This window comes from Streptomyces sp. NPDC051822, from assembly GCF_044452745.1.
In the GTDB taxonomy this organism is placed as follows: Bacteria; Actinomycetota; Actinomycetes; order Streptomycetales; family Streptomycetaceae; genus Streptomyces.
The window spans coordinates 635,371-650,804 of record NZ_JBITBZ010000001.1; the positions used below are offsets into that span (position 1 = coordinate 635,371).

Consider the following 15,434-nt stretch of genomic DNA (forward strand, 5'->3'; position numbering starts at 1 on the left):
GTCGACGCGACCGGTCGTCGCATCGCACCGCGCACATGCCTGCGGGGCGGCCGGGTGCACCGGCCGCCCCGCAGTGAAGCGTTCCTCATTGCCGGGGGTGTCACACCCCGGACGACACCTCGGTCTTGTCCCCCGAGGAGCCGGACCCGCCCTCGGCCGCCGCCTGCGCCTTGTTGCGGCGGACGGAGGACCAGAAGGAGAGGGCGATCAGGACCACACCGATGGAACCGGTGATGAGCTCGCTGATCTCGTGCTGGATGGTGATGAGCAGGATGACGGCCAGCGCGCCGATCGCGTAGTGCGCGCCGTGCTCCAGGTAGACGTAGTCGTCCAGGGTGCCCTCACGGACCAGGTAGACCGTGAGCGAACGGACGTACATGGCGCCGATACCGAGGCCGAGCGCCATCCAGAAGATGTGGTTGGTGATGGCGAAGGCACCGATGACACCGTCGAAGGAGAACGAGGCGTCGAGCACTTCCAGGTACAGGAACAGGAAGAACGCGGCCTTGCCCGCGAGGCCGACCGCCGAGACGGGCTTGCCCGCGGCCTTGGCCTTCTCCTCCTCCTCGTGCTCGCGCTCCTCCTCTTCCTCCAGCTTGTTCTCGAAGAAGCCGGAGAGACCGCCGACGATGAGGTACGTGATCAGGCCGGCGACGCCGGCGAGCAGCACGGTCCCGGACTTGTCCGCCACGCCGGTGCTGGTGTGCGCGTGCGTCGCGAAGGTCATCGCCGTGACGAGCAGGGCGATGAGCGCGACGCAGACCGACAGCATGTCGACCTTGCCGAGCTTGGCCAGCGGGCGCTCGAGCCAGCCGAGCCACTTGATGTCGCGGTCCTCGAAGATGAAGTCGAGGAAGATCATCAGCAGGAACATGCCACCGAAGGCGGCGATCGCCGGGTGGGCGTCCGTGACCAGGGACTCGTACCGCTCGGGGTCGTCCAGGGCCAGCTCGATGGCCTCGATCGGGCCGACCTTGGCGCTGATGGCGACGATCGCGACGGGGAAGACCAGTCGCATGCCGAAGACGGCGATCAGGATGCCGATCGTGAGGAAGATCTTCTGCCAGAAGGCATTCATCTTCTTCAGGATTCCGGCGTTGACCACGGCGTTGTCGAAGGACAGCGAGATCTCGAGGATCGACAGGATCAGAACGACCCCGAACGCCTCCCACCCCCACTGCCAAGCGGCGAAGGCCAGGCCGAGCGCCGTGATGGCGAACGACCAGCCGAAGGTTTTCAGAACCACTCTCTACCCCATCGTGAAACTGCTTGGCTTTACGAAACGTTGACCCCGAAGTCTAGAGCGATGCCCCGCAGCCCCGACGCGTACCCCTGGCCGACCGCGCGGAACTTCCATTCGCTGTTGTAGCGGTAGAGCTCGCCGAAGATCATCGCGGTCTCGGTGGAGGCGTCCTCGGAGAGGTCGTAGCGGGCGAGCTCCTGGCCGTCCAGCTGGTTCACGACGCGGATGAACGCGTTGCTGACCTGGCCGAAGCTCTGGCCGCGGTTGTCGGCGTCGTGGATCGACACCGGGAAGACGATCTTGTCGCAGTGGGCCGGCACCATGGACAGGTCCACGATGAGGGACTCGTCGTCCCCGTCACCCTCGCCGGTGAGGTTGTCACCTGTGTGCTCGACGGAGCCCTCGGGGCTGCGGAGCTGGTTGTAGAAGATGAAGTACTCGTCCCCGAGCACCCGTCCGGCCTGGCACAGCAGAGCGCTGGCATCGAGGTCGAAGGGGGCTCCGGTCGTGGAGCGCGCGTCCCAGCCGAGCCCGACGAGGACCTTCGTCAGATTGGGTGCGGCCTTGGAGAGGGAGACATTGCCTCCCTTGGCGAGCGTGACGCCCATGTTTCGGTTCCTCCCCGGTGGTGATGAGGCACGTCCGGCGCCGCACGGGATGTGCGGCGCCGGACGGTTCGAACGAATCGGCTCAGACGTTGACGCCGAAGTCCTGCGCGATGCCGCGCAGACCCGAGGCGTAACCCTGGCCGACGGCGCGGAACTTCCACTCGGCACCGTGGCGGTACAGCTCGCCGAAGACCATGGCGGTCTCGGTCGAGGCGTCCTCGGAGAGGTCGTACCGGGCGATCTCGGCTCCGCCGGCCTGGTTCACGACGCGGATGAACGCGTTGCGCACCTGACCGAAGGACTGCTGGCGGTTCTCGGCGTCGTAGATCGACACCGGGAAGACGATCTTGGCGACATCGGCCGGCACGGTGGCCAGGCTGACCTTGACCTGCTCGTCGTCGCCCTCGCCCTCACCGGTGGTGTTGTCACCGGTGTGCTCGACGGAGCCGTCGCCGCTCTTCAGGTTGTTGAAGAAGACGAAGTCCTGCTCGTTGCGGACCTTGCCCTCCTCGGTCACCAGGATGGCGCTGGCGTCGAGGTCGAAGTCCGTACCGGTGGTGGTGCGGACGTCCCAGCCCAGACCGACGGTCACGGCGGTGAGGCCAGGGGCCTCCTTGGTCAGCGAGACGTTGCCGCCCTTGCTGAGGCTGACTCCCACGAGTCCCTCCATTGGTTTCCAGGGGCAGCGCCCCAGTCGTGCGTTGGCATTCGGATCAACGACTGGATCCTAGTGACGGGTTCCCGGTCGAAACAGTCGATTCGCCCCACGAATCGGAGATGTCGGCCGGATGCGCCTCAGATGTCGTCGAGCGCCTTGACGTACTCACCGAGATCGCGGGCGTCGGGGAGGGCGTTGACGACGGTCCAGCGGACGACGCCCTCCTTGTCGATGATGAAGGTGCCGCGCACCGCACAGCCCTTCTCCTCGTCGAAGACACCGTAGGCACGGGAGGCCTCGCCGTGCTTCCAGAAGTCGGAGAGCAGCGGGAAGTCCAGGGACTCCTGCTCGGCGAAGACGCGCAGGGTGTGGATGGAGTCGTTGGAGACGGCGAGCAGCTGGGTGTCGTCGTTGACGAATCTGGGGAGGTTGTCGCGCAGCTCGCCGAGCTCACCGGCGCAGACGCCGGTGAAGGCGAACGGATAGAAGAGCAGCACCACGTTCTTCTCGCCGCGGAAGTCGGAGAGCCGCACGGTGCGCCCGTGGTTGTCCTTCAGCTCGAATTCCGGGGCCTCGGTGCCGGCCTCGATCGCCATCGCGTACGCGTCCCTTCGACGGAGCCCCGGCCTTGCGCATGCCCTTGGGCCGAATCGGTGAATCCCAGCCTACGGCCTGTGCACGAAAGCCCCCGCCGGCGTACCGGCGGGGGCTCGTCGCAGCGTGGTGATCAGCGCTTGGGGGCCGTCAGGCGGGTGCCCGTCCAGTCCTTGGCGACGCTGATGCTCTTGGTCTGGGAGAGACCAGCTGTCTGCGCGGCATCGTTGATGTCGCTCGGCTCGATGTAGCCGTCGCGGCCGGTCTTCGGCGTCAGCAGCCAGATGGTGCCGCCGTCCTCCAGAAGACCGATGGCGTCCACCAGGGCGTCGGTGAGATCGCCGTCCTCGTCGCGGAACCAGATCACGACGGCGTCGGCGACGTCGTCGTACTCCTCGTCCACGAGATCGGCCCCGATGATGGACTCGATGCCTTCACGGAGATCATGGTCGACGTCTTCGTCGTAGCCGATCTCCTGGACCACCTGTCCGGGCTCGAACCCCAGCCTTCCGGCCGGGTTGGTCCGCTCCTCCGCGTGGTCCGCGGTCGCGCTCACGGCTTGCCTCCTGCTCATTCGGTAAATGCTTTGGGCCGCGCGTATGCGCGCGGCGCTGGCCGTAGTCCACACGTGCCGGGGTGGATCGCGCAAGTGCCCGGCCGTGGAGACCGCCGAAACGGTGACGTTTGGGGCCGTCTCGCCGCAACTTCCGGCACCGCGGATACCCGCTCCGTGATCGGACACACATGATTCATCCCGGTTTACTTGTTTCCGAGGCTTCAGTCTGCCGAACACCCGGACGAAACGCATGCGCGAGTTGGGCGTAAGGTTGCGATTTGACCGTAACCAGACACGTGGAGGGCACCGGGAGACACCCCCTGGGGGTTACCCCTCGGTAAATGTGACGTCTGGCGTCGGCGGGGTACACGATGGAACATCCCGACCACCCCGTGGCCCCGTGGGCACCACCGAACAGCGAAGGAACAGCGTGGCTCCCGGATCCGATCGCAACCCGATCATCATTGGCGGCCTTCCCAGCCAGGTCCCGGATTTCGACCCGGAAGAGACCCAGGAATGGCTCGACTCCCTCGACGCGGCCGTCGACGAGCGGGGCCGGGAACGGGCCCGCTACCTCATGCTCCGGCTGATCGAGCGCGCCCGCGAGAAGCGCGTGGCCGTGCCCGAGATGCGCAGCTCGGACTACGTCAACACCATCGCCACCAAGGACGAACCGTTCTTCCCCGGCAACGAGGAGATCGAGCGCAAGGTCCTCAACGCCACCCGGTGGAACGCGGCCGTGATGGTGTCGCGCGCCCAGCGTCCCGGCATCGGCGTCGGCGGTCACATCGCGACCTTCGCCTCCTCGGCCTCGCTGTACGACGTCGGCTTCAACCACTTCTTCCGCGGCAAGGACGAGGGTGACGGCGGCGACCAGATCTTCTTCCAGGGCCACGCCTCCCCCGGCATCTACGCCCGCGCCTACCTCCTGGACCGGCTGAACGACACCCAGCTCGACGGCTTCCGCCAGGAGAGGTCGAAGTTCCCCAACGGGCTCTCGTCGTACCCGCATCCGCGGCTGATGCCGGACTTCTGGGAGTTCCCGACCGTGTCCATGGGCCTCGGCCCGCTCGGCGCGATCTACCAGGCCCGGATGAACCGCTACATGGAGGCGCGCGGGATCGCCGACACCTCCAGGTCGCACGTCTGGGCGTTCCTCGGCGACGGCGAGATGGACGAGGTCGAGTCGGTCGGCCAGCTCTCCATCGCCGCCCGCGAGGGCCTGGACAACCTGACCTTCGTCGTCAACTGCAACCTGCAGCGGCTCGACGGCCCGGTGCGCGGCAACGGCAAGATCATCCAGGAGCTGGAGTCGATCTTCCGGGGCAACGGCTGGAACGTCATCAAGCTGATCTGGGACCGCTCCTGGGACCCGCTGCTCGCGCAGGACCGCGACGGCATCCTGGTCAACAAGTTCAACACCACCCCGGACGGTCAGTTCCAGACGTACGCCACGGAGACCGGCGGCTACATCCGGGACCACTTCTTCGGCGACGACCACCGGCTGCGGGCGATGGTCGAGGGCATGTCGGACCAGCAGATCCTGCACCTGGGCCGTGGCGGTCACGACCACAAGAAGATCTACGCGGCCTACTCGGCGGCGAAGGCCCACGCGGGCCAGCCGACCGTGATCCTCGCGCAGACCGTCAAGGGCTGGACGCTCGGTCCGAACTTCGAGGGCCGCAACGCGACCCACCAGATGAAGAAGCTGACGGTCGACGACCTGAAGCGCTTCCGCGACCGGCTGCACATCCCGGTGACCGACCGGCAGTTGGAGGACGGCCTGCCGCCGTACTACCACCCGGGCCGGAACTCCGAGGAGATCCAGTACATGCACGACCGCCGCAGCGGTCTCGGCGGGTACGTCCCGACCCGGGTCGTACGGGCGAAGCCGCTGGTGCTTCCCGACGACAAGGCCTACGCGGCGGCCAAGAAGGGCTCCGGGCAGCAGTCGATCGCGACCACGATGGCCTTCGTCCGCATTCTGAAGGACCTCATGCGGGACAAGGAGATCGGCAAGCGCTTCGTGCTGATCGCCCCCGACGAGTACCGCACCTTCGGCATGGACGCCTTCTTCCCGAGCGCCAAGATCTACAACCCGCTCGGCCAGCAGTACGAGGCGGTGGACCGCGAACTCCTCCTCGCCTACAAGGAGTCGCCGACCGGGCAGATGCTGCACGACGGCATCTCCGAGGCCGGCTGCACGGCCTCGCTGATCGCCGCCGGTTCCGCGTACGCCACGCACGGCGAGCCGCTGATCCCCGTGTACGTCTTCTACTCGATGTTCGGTTTCCAGCGGACCGGCGACCAGTTCTGGCAGATGGCCGACCAGCTGGCGCGGGGCTTCGTGCTCGGCGCCACCGCCGGCCGGACGACGCTGACCGGCGAGGGCCTCCAGCACGCGGACGGCCACTCGCACCTGCTCGCCTCGACCAACCCGGCCTGCATCGCCTACGACCCGGCGTTCGGCTTCGAGATCGCGCACATCGTCAAGGACGGTCTGCGCCGCATGTACGGCTCCGAGGCCGAGGACGTCTTCTACTACCTGACCGTCTACAACGAGCCGATCCAGCACCCGGCCGAGCCGTCGGACGTGGACGTCGAGGGCATCCTCCAGGGCATCCACCGCTTCAGGCCGGCCGAGGCGGGCTCGATCCCCGCGCAGATCATGGCCTCCGGCGTCGCCGTGCCGTGGGCGATCGAGGCGCAGCGGATCCTCGCCGAGGAGTGGAACGTACGGGCCGACGTCTGGTCCGCGACGTCCTGGACCGAACTGCGCCGCGAGGCCGTGGCCGTCGAGGAGCACAACCTGCTCCACCCGGACGAGGAGCAGCGCGTCCCGTACGTGACGCGCAAGCTCCAGGGCTCCGAGGGCCCGTTCGTGGCGGTCTCGGACTGGATGCGTGCGGTGCCCGACCAGATCTCCCGCTGGGTGCCTGGCCCGTACACCTCGCTGGGCGCGGACGGCTTCGGCTTCGCGGACACGCGCGGCGCGGCCCGTCGGCACTTCCACATCGACGCTCCTTCGATCGTCCTCGCGGTGCTGACCGAGCTGGCGCGTGCCGGCAAGGTCGAGCGGTCGGTCCTGAAGCAGGCGGTGGACCGCTACCAGCTGCTCGACGTGGCGGCGGCCGATCCGGGCCCCGCGGGCGGCGACGCCTGATCGTGATCGCCTGATCGTGATCGTCTGGTCGACACCGTGCTCCCGTAGCACGGAGCGCCTGGTGAGGGGCGGTGGGACCCTGGTCCCGCCGCCCTTCGGCGTTCTCTACGATTCCCCGCATGAAGGAACGCCGGTACAGCTGGGAAGAACGCACACAGGCACCGCTGCTCGTGCTCGCCGTGGCGTTCGGCGTCGCCTACGCCGTGCCGATCGTGGCTCCGGACGCCGATCCCTGGGTGCACCGGCTGTGCACCCATGTCGAGTGGGCGGTCTGGGCGGCCTTCGCCCTCGACTACCTGGTCCGGCTCGCCATCGCCCCGTCGCGCTGGGCCTTCGTCCGCTCCCACCCCCTCGATCTGATCGCGGTCCTGCTGCCGATGGTGCAGCCGCTGCGGCTGCTGCGGCTCGTGTCCACGCTCCTCCTGGTGGGCCGACGGGCCAGGATGGCCCCGCAGATAACGCTCACCACCTATGTGGCGGGCGCGGTCGTCGGGCTGATGATGTTCGGCTCGCTGGCCGTGCTGCACGTCGAACGGGACGCCCCCGAGGGCAACATCAAGACGCTCGGGGACGCGGTCTGGTGGTCGTTCACCACGATGACCACCGTCGGCTACGGCGACCACGCCCCGACCACGGGCCTCGGCCGGGTCCTCGCGGTGGGCCTGATGCTCTCGGGCATCGCCCTGCTCGGTGTCGTCACCGCCAACATCGCCGCCTGGTTCATCTCCCGCTTCGACCGCGACGACGCCGTGGAGCGCCGGCAGACGGAGCTTCTGGAGGCGCTGACCCGGGAGGTGCGCGAGCTGCGCGCGGAGGTGGCGCGGCTCGCTCCCCCGGCGGAGGCCGCCGTCCCGGCGGAGGCCATCGTCCCGGCCCCTGCCCCCACTGCCTCAGCCTCCGCCTCCGCCTCCGCCTCCGCGCCTACCGCTCCCACAGCTTGAACGCTCTGACCTCGTAAGGCATTTGCGGCACCCAGGTTCCCCGCCCCGGGTAGGTCTCGAACTCCCCCGCCTCGGCGCACTCGGCGGACTGGTACGTGGTCACCGGCCGTCCCGTGCGGTTGGCCAGGGACTGGGCCGAGGTGCCCGGTGGCAGGGCGACACAGCTGTCGATGTCGGTCGTGGCCAGCTCGTGGGTCTGCGCCCGGCCCTTGAAGTCGGGCTTGGCCCAGAGACAGAGCCGGCCGGGGCCGCAGGGCCCGAGAACGGTCCCGCCGGACGGCGCGGCCGGCGCCGGTGCCGCAGCCGCCGCCGGTGCCGCCACCGCGGCAAGCAGGGCGGCCAGGACGGCCGCGACGGCCAGCACGGCCTTCTTCGTATACATGCTGATGGACCCCCGTTTCGTGACTCTCTGTAATCACGAGAATGGCGGAGGTCACCCTCCGACGGAAGAGGGGCCGCCCCCGTTCACGCGAACGGGTGACGGCCCCCTACGGGAACCCCGACAGGCGCCCGGCGGACGCCCGACGGCCGTCGGTACGACCCTCAGACGGCCCTCAGGCGGACGTCAGATGTGACCGCCGCCCATGCCGCCCGCCTCCGCGTTCTCCCCGCGCTTGGTGAGCGTGGCGACGAGCGCCGCGACGACGGCGACGGCACCGGCGACGGTGAAGGCCAGGCCCATGCCGTCCAGGAAGGTGTCGTGGATGACCCCGGTGATCTGCTGGACGAGGTCCGGGGTCATCCCCGGCGCCTGCGCCAGCTCCGGCGGCGCCATGCCGAACTCGGCGGCCTGCTCCAGCTGCGGGTTGGCCGGGGCCGGGATGCCGGCGTCCTTCCAGTTGCCCTCGAAGGCGTCGGCGACCTTGGAGGACATGACGGCGCCGAGCACCGCCGTGCCGAGCGCGCCGCCGACCTGCATGGCGGCCTGCTGCAGACCGCCGGCCACGCCGGACAGTTCGAGCGGCGCGTTGCCGACGATGACCTCGGTGGCGCCGACCATGACCGGGGCGAGCCCGAGGCCGAGGAGCGCGAACCAGAGGGACATCACGAGGGTGCTGGTGCCGGCCGAGAGCGTGATCATGCCGAACATCGAGACGGCCGTGCAGACCATGCCGCCGACCAGCGGCACGCGCGGTCCGAACCTGGTGATCAGGGCGCCGGCCAGCGGCGAGGAGACGATCATCATCGCGGTCAGCGGCAGCAGGCGCAGACCGCTGTCGACCGGGCTGAGCCCCTTCACGCCCTGGAGGTAGAAGGTCACGAAGAACAGGCCGCCCATGAAGGCGAAGGCCATGAGGACCATGAGGACCACACCGGCCGAGAGCGGCACGGAGCGGAACATGGCCAGCGGGACGAGCGGCTCCTTGACCTTGGTCTCCCAGAACGCGAAGACCGCGAAGAGGAGCACCGCGCCGAGCAGACAGCCCCAGGTCTTGCCGCCGGTCCAGCCCCACGACTCGCCGGCCTTGATGAGGCCCCAGACGAGGGAGGCCATGGCGCCGGAGAGCAGCAGGATGCCGAGGACGTCGAAGGAGCGCGGCGCGTTCTCGGCGCGGTGGTCCTTGAGGATGACCAGGCCGAGGACGAGGGCGAGGACGCCGACCGGGACGTTGATGAAGAAGACGGACTGCCAGCTGACGTGCTCGACGAGCAGGCCGCCGACGATCGGGCCGCCCGCCGTGGAGGCGCCGATGACCATGCCCCAGATGCCGATGGCCATGTTCAGCTTCTCGGCGGGGAAGGTGGCGCGCAGCAGGCCGAGCGCGGCCGGCATCAGCAGGGCGCCGAAGAGGCCCTGGAGGACGCGGAAGGCGATCACGGCGCCGATGGAGTCGGAGAGGCCGATCGCGCCGGAGGCCAGCGCGAAGCCGGCGATGCCGATGAGGAAGGTCTGCCGGTGGCCGAAGCGGTCACCGAGCTTGCCCGCGGTGATCAGGGCGACGGCGAGCGCGAGCAGGTAGCCGTTGGTGATCCACTGGACCTGGGCGAGGGAGGCGCCGAGGTCGGTCTTGATGGCGGGGTTGGCGATGGCGACGATGGTGCCGTCGAGGGCGACCATCATCACGCCCACGGCCACGCCGAACAGGGTCAGCCAGGGGTGGCCGCGCAGTCCCTTCGCCGGGCCCGGAACGGGTTCCCGGGCACTCCCCTGACCCTGCGGGGCCTTTTCCACGGTGGTCTGACTAGTCATGCGAAAGAGGCTAGTGACAGTCACTGACAATTGACAAAGCGATTCACACGCCGGTAACTGTCACGTAGCTCACAGGTAGGCTGAGCCCGGACGAAATGCCTGAAAAGAGGACCGAGACGTGACCCTGCCCGGCCTGCGCGAGCGGAAGAAACAGCGCACGCGCGACGAGCTGACCCGGGTGGCCCTGGAACTCTTCACGGCCCAGGGGTACGAGCGGACCACCGTCGACGAGATCGTCGACGCCGTCGAGGTCTCCCAGCGCACGTTCTTCCGTTACTTCTCCTCCAAGGAGGAGGTCGCCTTCGCCGTCCAGCAGATGGTGGAGGAGCGTTTCGTCGACGCCCTCGGGCGGCGGCCGCCGGGCGAGGGCCCCTTCGACGCGATGCGCAACGCCGTGCTCTCCGCCTGGGACACCATCGGCGACGCGATCACCGAGGTCGTGCCGGTCGAGCTGTACCTGCGCAGCTTCCAGATGATCGAGTCGACGCCCGCGCTGCTCGCCGTCCATCTGCGCCGCTCGACCGAGATGGAGGAGACCATCGCCGGGATCATCGCCGAGCGCGAGGGCCTCGACGTGGACGCGGACCCGCGCCCCCGGATCGCGGTGGCGGCGTTCAGCGGCGTGATGCGGGTGACGGGCCAGCTGTGGGGCAGGGGTACGGACCAGAGCCTGGAGGCGATCCGCGCCCTCACCGAGGAGTACCTCGACCACCTCGGTCCCGCGCTCGCCCCGAGCTGGCGGGACGACAGGCCGGGGCATGATTCGAAGGACAGGCCCCGGCGTGATCCGAAGGACAGGTCCTAAGGTCCCGGCATCCCAGGGGCCTGATCCGTGGGTGTTCACCCGCGCCCCGTAGGGTGGCGGCCCGTGACGTCAGCCGAAGCCGCCTCGCCCTCCCTGACCGTCGTGCGCGCCCTGCTCGCGCTCGGCGTCGTGTTCGCGCTCCTCGCGACCACCGGGTGGACCACGATCCGGCACCGCCCCGCGCCGGGTCCTTCCCTGGAGGCCGCGTTCGCCGACTGGGCGCGCGACCGGATGGACCAGCGTCCGCTGCCGGGCCCCGGCTCCCCCTCCCGTACCGTCGCCGCGTACTTCGCCGGGCTCGGGCCCGCGCACGCTGCCGCGCTCGCCGAGCGGCATCCGCTCGTCGTCGGCAATCTCAACGGCGCCCCGGTCGGGCTGCGCTACCGCGCCAACCGGATCACCCTCGGCCGTGCGCTCGCCGTCGAGCGGGGCAGGGTCGACGATCTCCGGCTCTCCGCCGAAGGCCGGCACGAGGCGCGGCGCCGGTTCGACCGCTTCACCTCGCTGCTGCGGCCCGGCCGTCAGATCCTCGCCTTCGACCCGACCGGTGCGGGGCGGGCGGCCGAGGTCCTCGGGAACCTGGAGCGGGCCCGGCGGGTCTCCGTGATCGTGCCCGGTGTCGACACCAACCTCCTGACCTTCCAGAAGACCCACGGCCGGTACGGGGCTCCCGTCGGCATGGCCGAAGCCCTCTACGCCGCCGAGCGGCGGGCGGCGCCCGGCGGGCGGGTCGCGGTGATCGCCTGGGCCGACTACACCGCGCCCGTCGGGGTCGGCGTCGACGCGGTGACGGGCCGGCTCGCGCAGGGAGGCGCCGTACGGCTCGTCGGGCTGACCAAGGCACTGCCGGGCAACGCGCGCGTGGCGCTGTTCTGCCACAGCTACGGCTCCGTGCTCTGCGGGCTCGCGGCACCGCGGCTGCCCGCCCGGGTGACCGACCTGACGGTGGCCGGAAGTCCCGGGATGAGAGTGGAGCGGGCGGCCGAACTCGCCACCCCCGCGCGCGTGTGGGCGATGCGGGACCCGGACGACTGGATCGGGGACGTGCCCCACGTCGAGCTGGGCGGCATCGGCCACGGCGCCGATCCGGTGGCCCCGGAGTTCGGCGCCCGGCTGCTCTCGGCGCGGGGGGCGCTCGGCCACAGCGGCTATTTCGAGCCGGGCACCGAGAGCCTCGGAAACTTGGCCGCGATAGGGGTCGGCGCCTATCGGAACCTGGTCTGCGCACGTGCCGACAGCGCTTGCCACGACGGAATATCCGGCACGGAAGGGCTCTGACGCGCGTAGATCACGTGATTTCGGGACCTTTCACAGGGGCGACGCACGGGCACGAGCCGCCTACGATGAGGCGTATGGGTGATGTGCTGGCCGGAATTCATGCCACCTGGGAGTTCGAGAGCGACGCCCTCGTCATCCGCTTCGAACGGGGGAACCGCACGCCGAAGCTCTTCCACGTGCTGCGCGAGCGACGGATACCGTACGAGGCGTTGGCGTCCGTGACGCTCGCGCCCGGCAAACGGGACACCGTCGTGCTGCACGCCGTGCCGAGACCGGGTGCCGATCCGCTGATGGAGGCGGCCGCGGGGCAGCTCGCGGAACACTGCGATCCGTACCGCCTGGTGCTCACGGCGGATCGGGAGACGCTCGCCGAGTACTACCGGGACGAGCTGCGGAAGGTCCTCGCGCCGCGGACGACCGCCGCCTGGGACGTCCCGGACCTCATCGAGGCCTCCCCGGACCTCCTGGAAGCGGGCGCCTTCGAAGCCGGGGCCTTCGAAGCCGGGGCCTTCGACACCGTGGACGTGGCGCCCGCCGAGCGCTTCCTCGTGGCGCCGCCGCCGGGGCCGCAGGCCTTCAAGGCATACGACGGGAAGGCGAGTTTCGACGGCCGGTCGGAGGTCGCGTTCCGCTGGTCCTCGACGGGCGCGTCCTCCGAGAAGTGGAAGGCGGGCGACCAGTTCTTCCAGGTACGCGACCTCTGCGGGGTCGAGTGGCGGTCTCCGGACGTCCTCGGCGGGCATCTACGTCTGGTGCCGAGGGGCGGCGAGCCGCGCCCGTCCCAGCCGGACCGGGACCCCGCATCCGTGCTCTTCGGCCTGGGCTACGGGCCGGTGCACCTGTCCCTCCCCTTCGCCGCGGCGGTCCTCGCGGCGATCCGGGCGACGACGGACCGCGTCCCCGCGCGCGTGGCCGCCCCCGGAGCCGATGCCGGAGCGGTTGCCGGAGCCGTTGCCGAAAGGATTCGGCACCTGGGCGAACTGCACCAGGCGGGCCTGGTGACGGACGCGGAGTTCTCGGCGAAGAAGGCGGAACTCCTCGCGGAGCTGTGAGCCCCGGGCCGTCCGGGCCGTCCCGGGCCCCGATCTCATACCCGGGTATCAGGCCGCAGCCCGGTCCCCGGTATGACGTCGGGGGCCGGGCACGCTGCCTACCCTGGGCGGGTCATGGCTACCGACCCGCGGCACGAGCCGCCATCCTCCCCCCGGCCCGAACAGCCGAACCGGACCAGCCGGCTCGGCACCCGGACACGTGCGTCGTTCCAGGGGCTCGGCGCCCGGACGCGCGCGTCGTTCCAGGGCCTCGGCGCCCGCACGGGCGAGACGTTCCAGGGGCTCGCGTCCGCGCTCACCACCCCCAGCACGCCCGGCGCGCCCCTGCTCTCCGACGCCTCCTCGCGCTGGGTGCGGCTGCTGCCGTACGTCTTCGGCCTCGCGCTCGTCGCGTCGCTCCTGCCCACCACCGTCCACCTCCTCAGCGGGGACTACGGCGTCAACGGCGCCCTCGCCGGCGCGATCGGCACCGCCCAGACCGCGCCGCTGCTGCTCGCCGTCGCCCGCCCCCTGCAGGCCTGGTGGATCATCTTCCCCGCCAACCTCCTCGGCGCGTTCGTCCTGCTCGCCTCGGACGGCCCGCGCGCCCACCTCTGGCCCTGGACCCCGCCGAGCGTCGTCGGCTACTGCGCGCTGATGATCGCGCTCGGCCTGCGCGAGTCCCGCCGGACGCTGTTCGGCGTCTGGCTGGCCACGGGCGCGGCCGGCTACGCCATGGAGGCCTTCCGGCCCGACGGGTACAGCAGCATCCACACCCTCCTGTTCGTACTGACCGGGGTGCTGCTGCTCCTCACCTCGGCCGTACGCGCGCGGGGCGACGCCCAGCGGCTGCTGCGGGAGCAGGAGACCATCAGCGAGGCCGAACGGGCCCACCGCACCCTCCTGGAGGAGCGGGCCAGGATCGCGCGCGAGCTGCACGACGTGGTGGCCCACCACATGTCCATGATCACCGTGCAGGCCGACTCGGCCCCGTACCGCATCCCGGAGCTTCCGGAGGCCGCCCGCGAGGAGTTCACCTCGATCGCGGCGAGCGCGCGCGAGTCGCTGGCCGAGATGCGACGGCTGCTGTCCGTGCTCCGCAGTGACGGCAGTGAGGGAGAACGGGCCCCGCAGCCGGGGCTCGACCGGGTCCAGCAGCTGGTCGAGGCGACGGTACGGGCCGGGGTGCCGGCCGAACTGCGGCTCGCCGCGGACCTCGGGGACGTACCGCAGGCGGTGGACCTGTCCGCGTACCGGATCGTGCAGGAGGCCCTGGCCAACGTCGTCCGGCACGCCCCCGGGGCCTCGACCCGGGTCTCGGTCCGGGCGGACGAGGGGTGGCTGACGGTCCTCGTGGTCAACGGCCCCGCCACGGAGCCCGGTTCCTCGGTCGAGCGGGGCGCGTCCGGTACCGGGCACGGGCTCGTCGGCATGCGGGAGCGCGTACGGTTGACCGGCGGCTCGCTCGACACCGGTCCGCTGCCGGACGGCGGTTTCCGGGTGGCCGCACGGATGCCGCTGGCCCAGGACCCCGCCACGACGACCGTCACGAGCGCGACGACCGTCCCGACCGCGACGACGGTCACGACCGCGACCAGCACGAAGATCCCCACGACCGGCAAGGAACCCGAGTGACCATCCGCGTGATCATCGTCGACGACCAGGCCATGGTGCGGGCCGGTTTCGCCGCGCTGCTCTCCGCCCAGCCCGACATCGACGTGGTGGGCGAGGCGCCGGACGGACGGCAGGGCGTGGACGTGGCGCGGTCCACGCACCCGGACGTCGTCCTGATGGACGTGCGGATGCCGGAGCTCGACGGGCTCGCCGCCGCCCGGGAGATCCTGCACCCGCCGACCGGTGTCACCCACCTGCCGAAGGTGCTCATGCTCACCACCTTCGACGTGGACGACTACGTGTACGAGGCGCTGCGCGCGGGCGCGTCGGGCTTCCTCCTGAAGGACGCGCCGCCGGCCGATCTCATCTCGGCGGTACGGGTGGTGGCGGCGGGCGAGGCGCTGCTCGCCCCGTCCGTGACGCGGCGGCTCATCGCCGACTTCGCCGCGTCCCGGCCCGCCCCGCGCCGGGACACCACGGCCCTGCGCCTGAACGGCCTCACCCCGAGGGAGACGGAGGTCCTGGAGCTGATCGCCCGGGGCCTGTCGAACCAGGAGATCGCCGACCACCTGGTCCTCGCCGAGCAGACGGTGAAGACCCACATCGGGCGGGTCCTCGCCAAGCTGGACCTGCGCGACCGGGCACAGGCCGTGGTCTTCGCGTACGAGTCGGGCCTCGTGACCCCCGGCACGTCCTGACCCTCCCGGGCCCTTCCGCGCCCCGGCCACCCCCGCCACCCCAGCCACCCCCCG

At 70.4% G+C, this 15,434-nt stretch carries 14 protein-coding genes; 7 read left to right on the plus strand and 7 right to left on the minus strand.

What is annotated here, in order from left to right; genetic code table 11:
* Positions 1-100 precede the first annotated feature (100 nt).
* The 5 genes from ACIA8N_RS02940 to ACIA8N_RS02960 form a co-directional block, all read right to left on the minus strand.
* Positions 101-1,246: a DUF475 domain-containing protein gene (locus tag ACIA8N_RS02940; protein ID WP_365777492.1), complete on the minus strand. Its 1,146-nt coding sequence runs from the start codon at positions 1,244-1,246 to the stop codon at positions 101-103.
* Positions 1,247-1,275: 29 nt separating this feature from the next.
* Positions 1,276-1,851 carry a TerD family protein gene (locus ACIA8N_RS02945; protein ID WP_030207814.1) on the minus strand — a complete coding sequence of 192 codons (576 nt, stop codon included), beginning with the start codon at positions 1,849-1,851 and terminating at the stop codon, positions 1,276-1,278.
* A gap of 82 nt (positions 1,852-1,933) precedes the next feature.
* Positions 1,934-2,509, minus strand: coding sequence for a TerD family protein (locus ACIA8N_RS02950; protein ID WP_030207810.1), 576 nt, complete (start codon positions 2,507-2,509; stop codon positions 1,934-1,936).
* A gap of 137 nt (positions 2,510-2,646) precedes the next feature.
* Positions 2,647-3,105: a peroxiredoxin gene (locus ACIA8N_RS02955; protein ID WP_365777495.1), complete on the minus strand. Its 459-nt coding sequence runs from the start codon at positions 3,103-3,105 to the stop codon at positions 2,647-2,649.
* 131 nt (positions 3,106-3,236) lie between these two features.
* The gene (locus ACIA8N_RS02960) at positions 3,237-3,659 is read right to left on the minus strand and encodes a DUF3052 domain-containing protein (RefSeq protein ID WP_030207808.1); all 423 of its coding nucleotides are present in this window, start codon (positions 3,657-3,659) and stop codon (positions 3,237-3,239) included.
* Between the two features lie 430 nt (positions 3,660-4,089).
* On the opposite strand from ACIA8N_RS02960, the gene aceE reads away from it, so the two are divergent.
* On the plus strand, positions 4,090-6,822 hold the full coding sequence (gene aceE, locus ACIA8N_RS02965; RefSeq protein ID WP_365777497.1) for a pyruvate dehydrogenase (acetyl-transferring), homodimeric type: 2,733 nt from the start codon (positions 4,090-4,092) through the stop codon (positions 6,820-6,822).
* A gap of 119 nt (positions 6,823-6,941) precedes the next feature.
* Positions 6,942-7,763, plus strand: a complete 822-nt coding sequence (locus ACIA8N_RS02970; protein WP_365777499.1) for a potassium channel family protein — start codon at positions 6,942-6,944, stop codon at positions 7,761-7,763.
* Here ACIA8N_RS02970 and ACIA8N_RS02975 read toward each other — a convergent pair.
* Together ACIA8N_RS02975 and ACIA8N_RS02980 are read right to left on the minus strand one after the other, a co-directional pair.
* Entirely contained in the window at positions 7,744-8,145 is a 402-nt protein-coding gene (locus ACIA8N_RS02975) for a peptidase inhibitor family I36 protein (protein ID WP_365777501.1), read from the minus strand. The two genes, ACIA8N_RS02970 and ACIA8N_RS02975, sit on opposite strands and share 20 nt — an antisense overlap.
* A 183-nt stretch (positions 8,146-8,328) precedes the next feature.
* Positions 8,329-9,954: an MFS transporter gene (locus ACIA8N_RS02980; RefSeq protein WP_365777503.1), complete on the minus strand. Its 1,626-nt coding sequence runs from the start codon at positions 9,952-9,954 to the stop codon at positions 8,329-8,331.
* A gap of 118 nt (positions 9,955-10,072) precedes the next feature.
* Between ACIA8N_RS02980 and ACIA8N_RS02985 the strand changes: the two genes are divergently transcribed.
* From ACIA8N_RS02985 to ACIA8N_RS03005, 5 genes are all read left to right on the plus strand, one after another.
* Positions 10,073-10,759 (plus strand): TetR family transcriptional regulator, encoded by a 687-nt coding sequence (locus ACIA8N_RS02985; RefSeq protein ID WP_365777505.1) that lies wholly within the window; start codon positions 10,073-10,075, stop codon positions 10,757-10,759.
* A gap of 63 nt (positions 10,760-10,822) precedes the next feature.
* Positions 10,823-12,037: an alpha/beta hydrolase gene (locus ACIA8N_RS02990; protein ID WP_365777507.1), complete on the plus strand. Its 1,215-nt coding sequence runs from the start codon at positions 10,823-10,825 to the stop codon at positions 12,035-12,037.
* A 65-nt stretch (positions 12,038-12,102) separates the two neighbouring features.
* Positions 12,103-13,089 (plus strand): DUF4429 domain-containing protein, encoded by a 987-nt coding sequence (locus ACIA8N_RS02995; protein ID WP_365777509.1) that lies wholly within the window; start codon positions 12,103-12,105, stop codon positions 13,087-13,089.
* Positions 13,090-13,203: 114 nt separating this feature from the next.
* Complete coding sequence (locus ACIA8N_RS03000; protein ID WP_365777511.1) at positions 13,204-14,703, plus strand: sensor histidine kinase; 1,500 nt, start codon at positions 13,204-13,206, stop codon at positions 14,701-14,703.
* Positions 14,700-15,380 carry a response regulator transcription factor gene (locus ACIA8N_RS03005; protein WP_365777513.1) on the plus strand — a complete coding sequence of 227 codons (681 nt, stop codon included), beginning with the start codon at positions 14,700-14,702 and terminating at the stop codon, positions 15,378-15,380. The genes ACIA8N_RS03000 and ACIA8N_RS03005 overlap by 4 nt, the downstream gene beginning before the upstream one ends.
* Positions 15,381-15,434: the final 54 nt, after the last annotated feature.

Bases quoted from the DNA above. Each gene is read 5' to 3' on its own strand.
- ACIA8N_RS02995 (WP_365777509.1), top strand. From the start codon at position 12,103: ATGAGGCGTATGGGTGATGTGCTGGCCGGAATTCATGCCACCTGGGAG.
- ACIA8N_RS03000 (WP_365777511.1), top strand. From the start codon at position 13,204: ATGGCTACCGACCCGCGGCACGAGCCGCCATCCTCCCCCCGGCCCGAA.
- ACIA8N_RS02975 (WP_365777501.1), bottom strand. From the start codon at position 8,145: ATGTATACGAAGAAGGCCGTGCTGGCCGTCGCGGCCGTCCTGGCCGCC.
- ACIA8N_RS02980 (WP_365777503.1), bottom strand. From the start codon at position 9,954: ATGACTAGTCAGACCACCGTGGAAAAGGCCCCGCAGGGTCAGGGGAGT.
- ACIA8N_RS02955 (WP_365777495.1), bottom strand. From the start codon at position 3,105: ATGGCGATCGAGGCCGGCACCGAGGCCCCGGAATTCGAGCTGAAGGAC.
- ACIA8N_RS02970 (WP_365777499.1), top strand. From the start codon at position 6,942: ATGAAGGAACGCCGGTACAGCTGGGAAGAACGCACACAGGCACCGCTG.
- ACIA8N_RS02945 (WP_030207814.1), bottom strand. From the start codon at position 1,851: ATGGGCGTCACGCTCGCCAAGGGAGGCAATGTCTCCCTCTCCAAGGCC.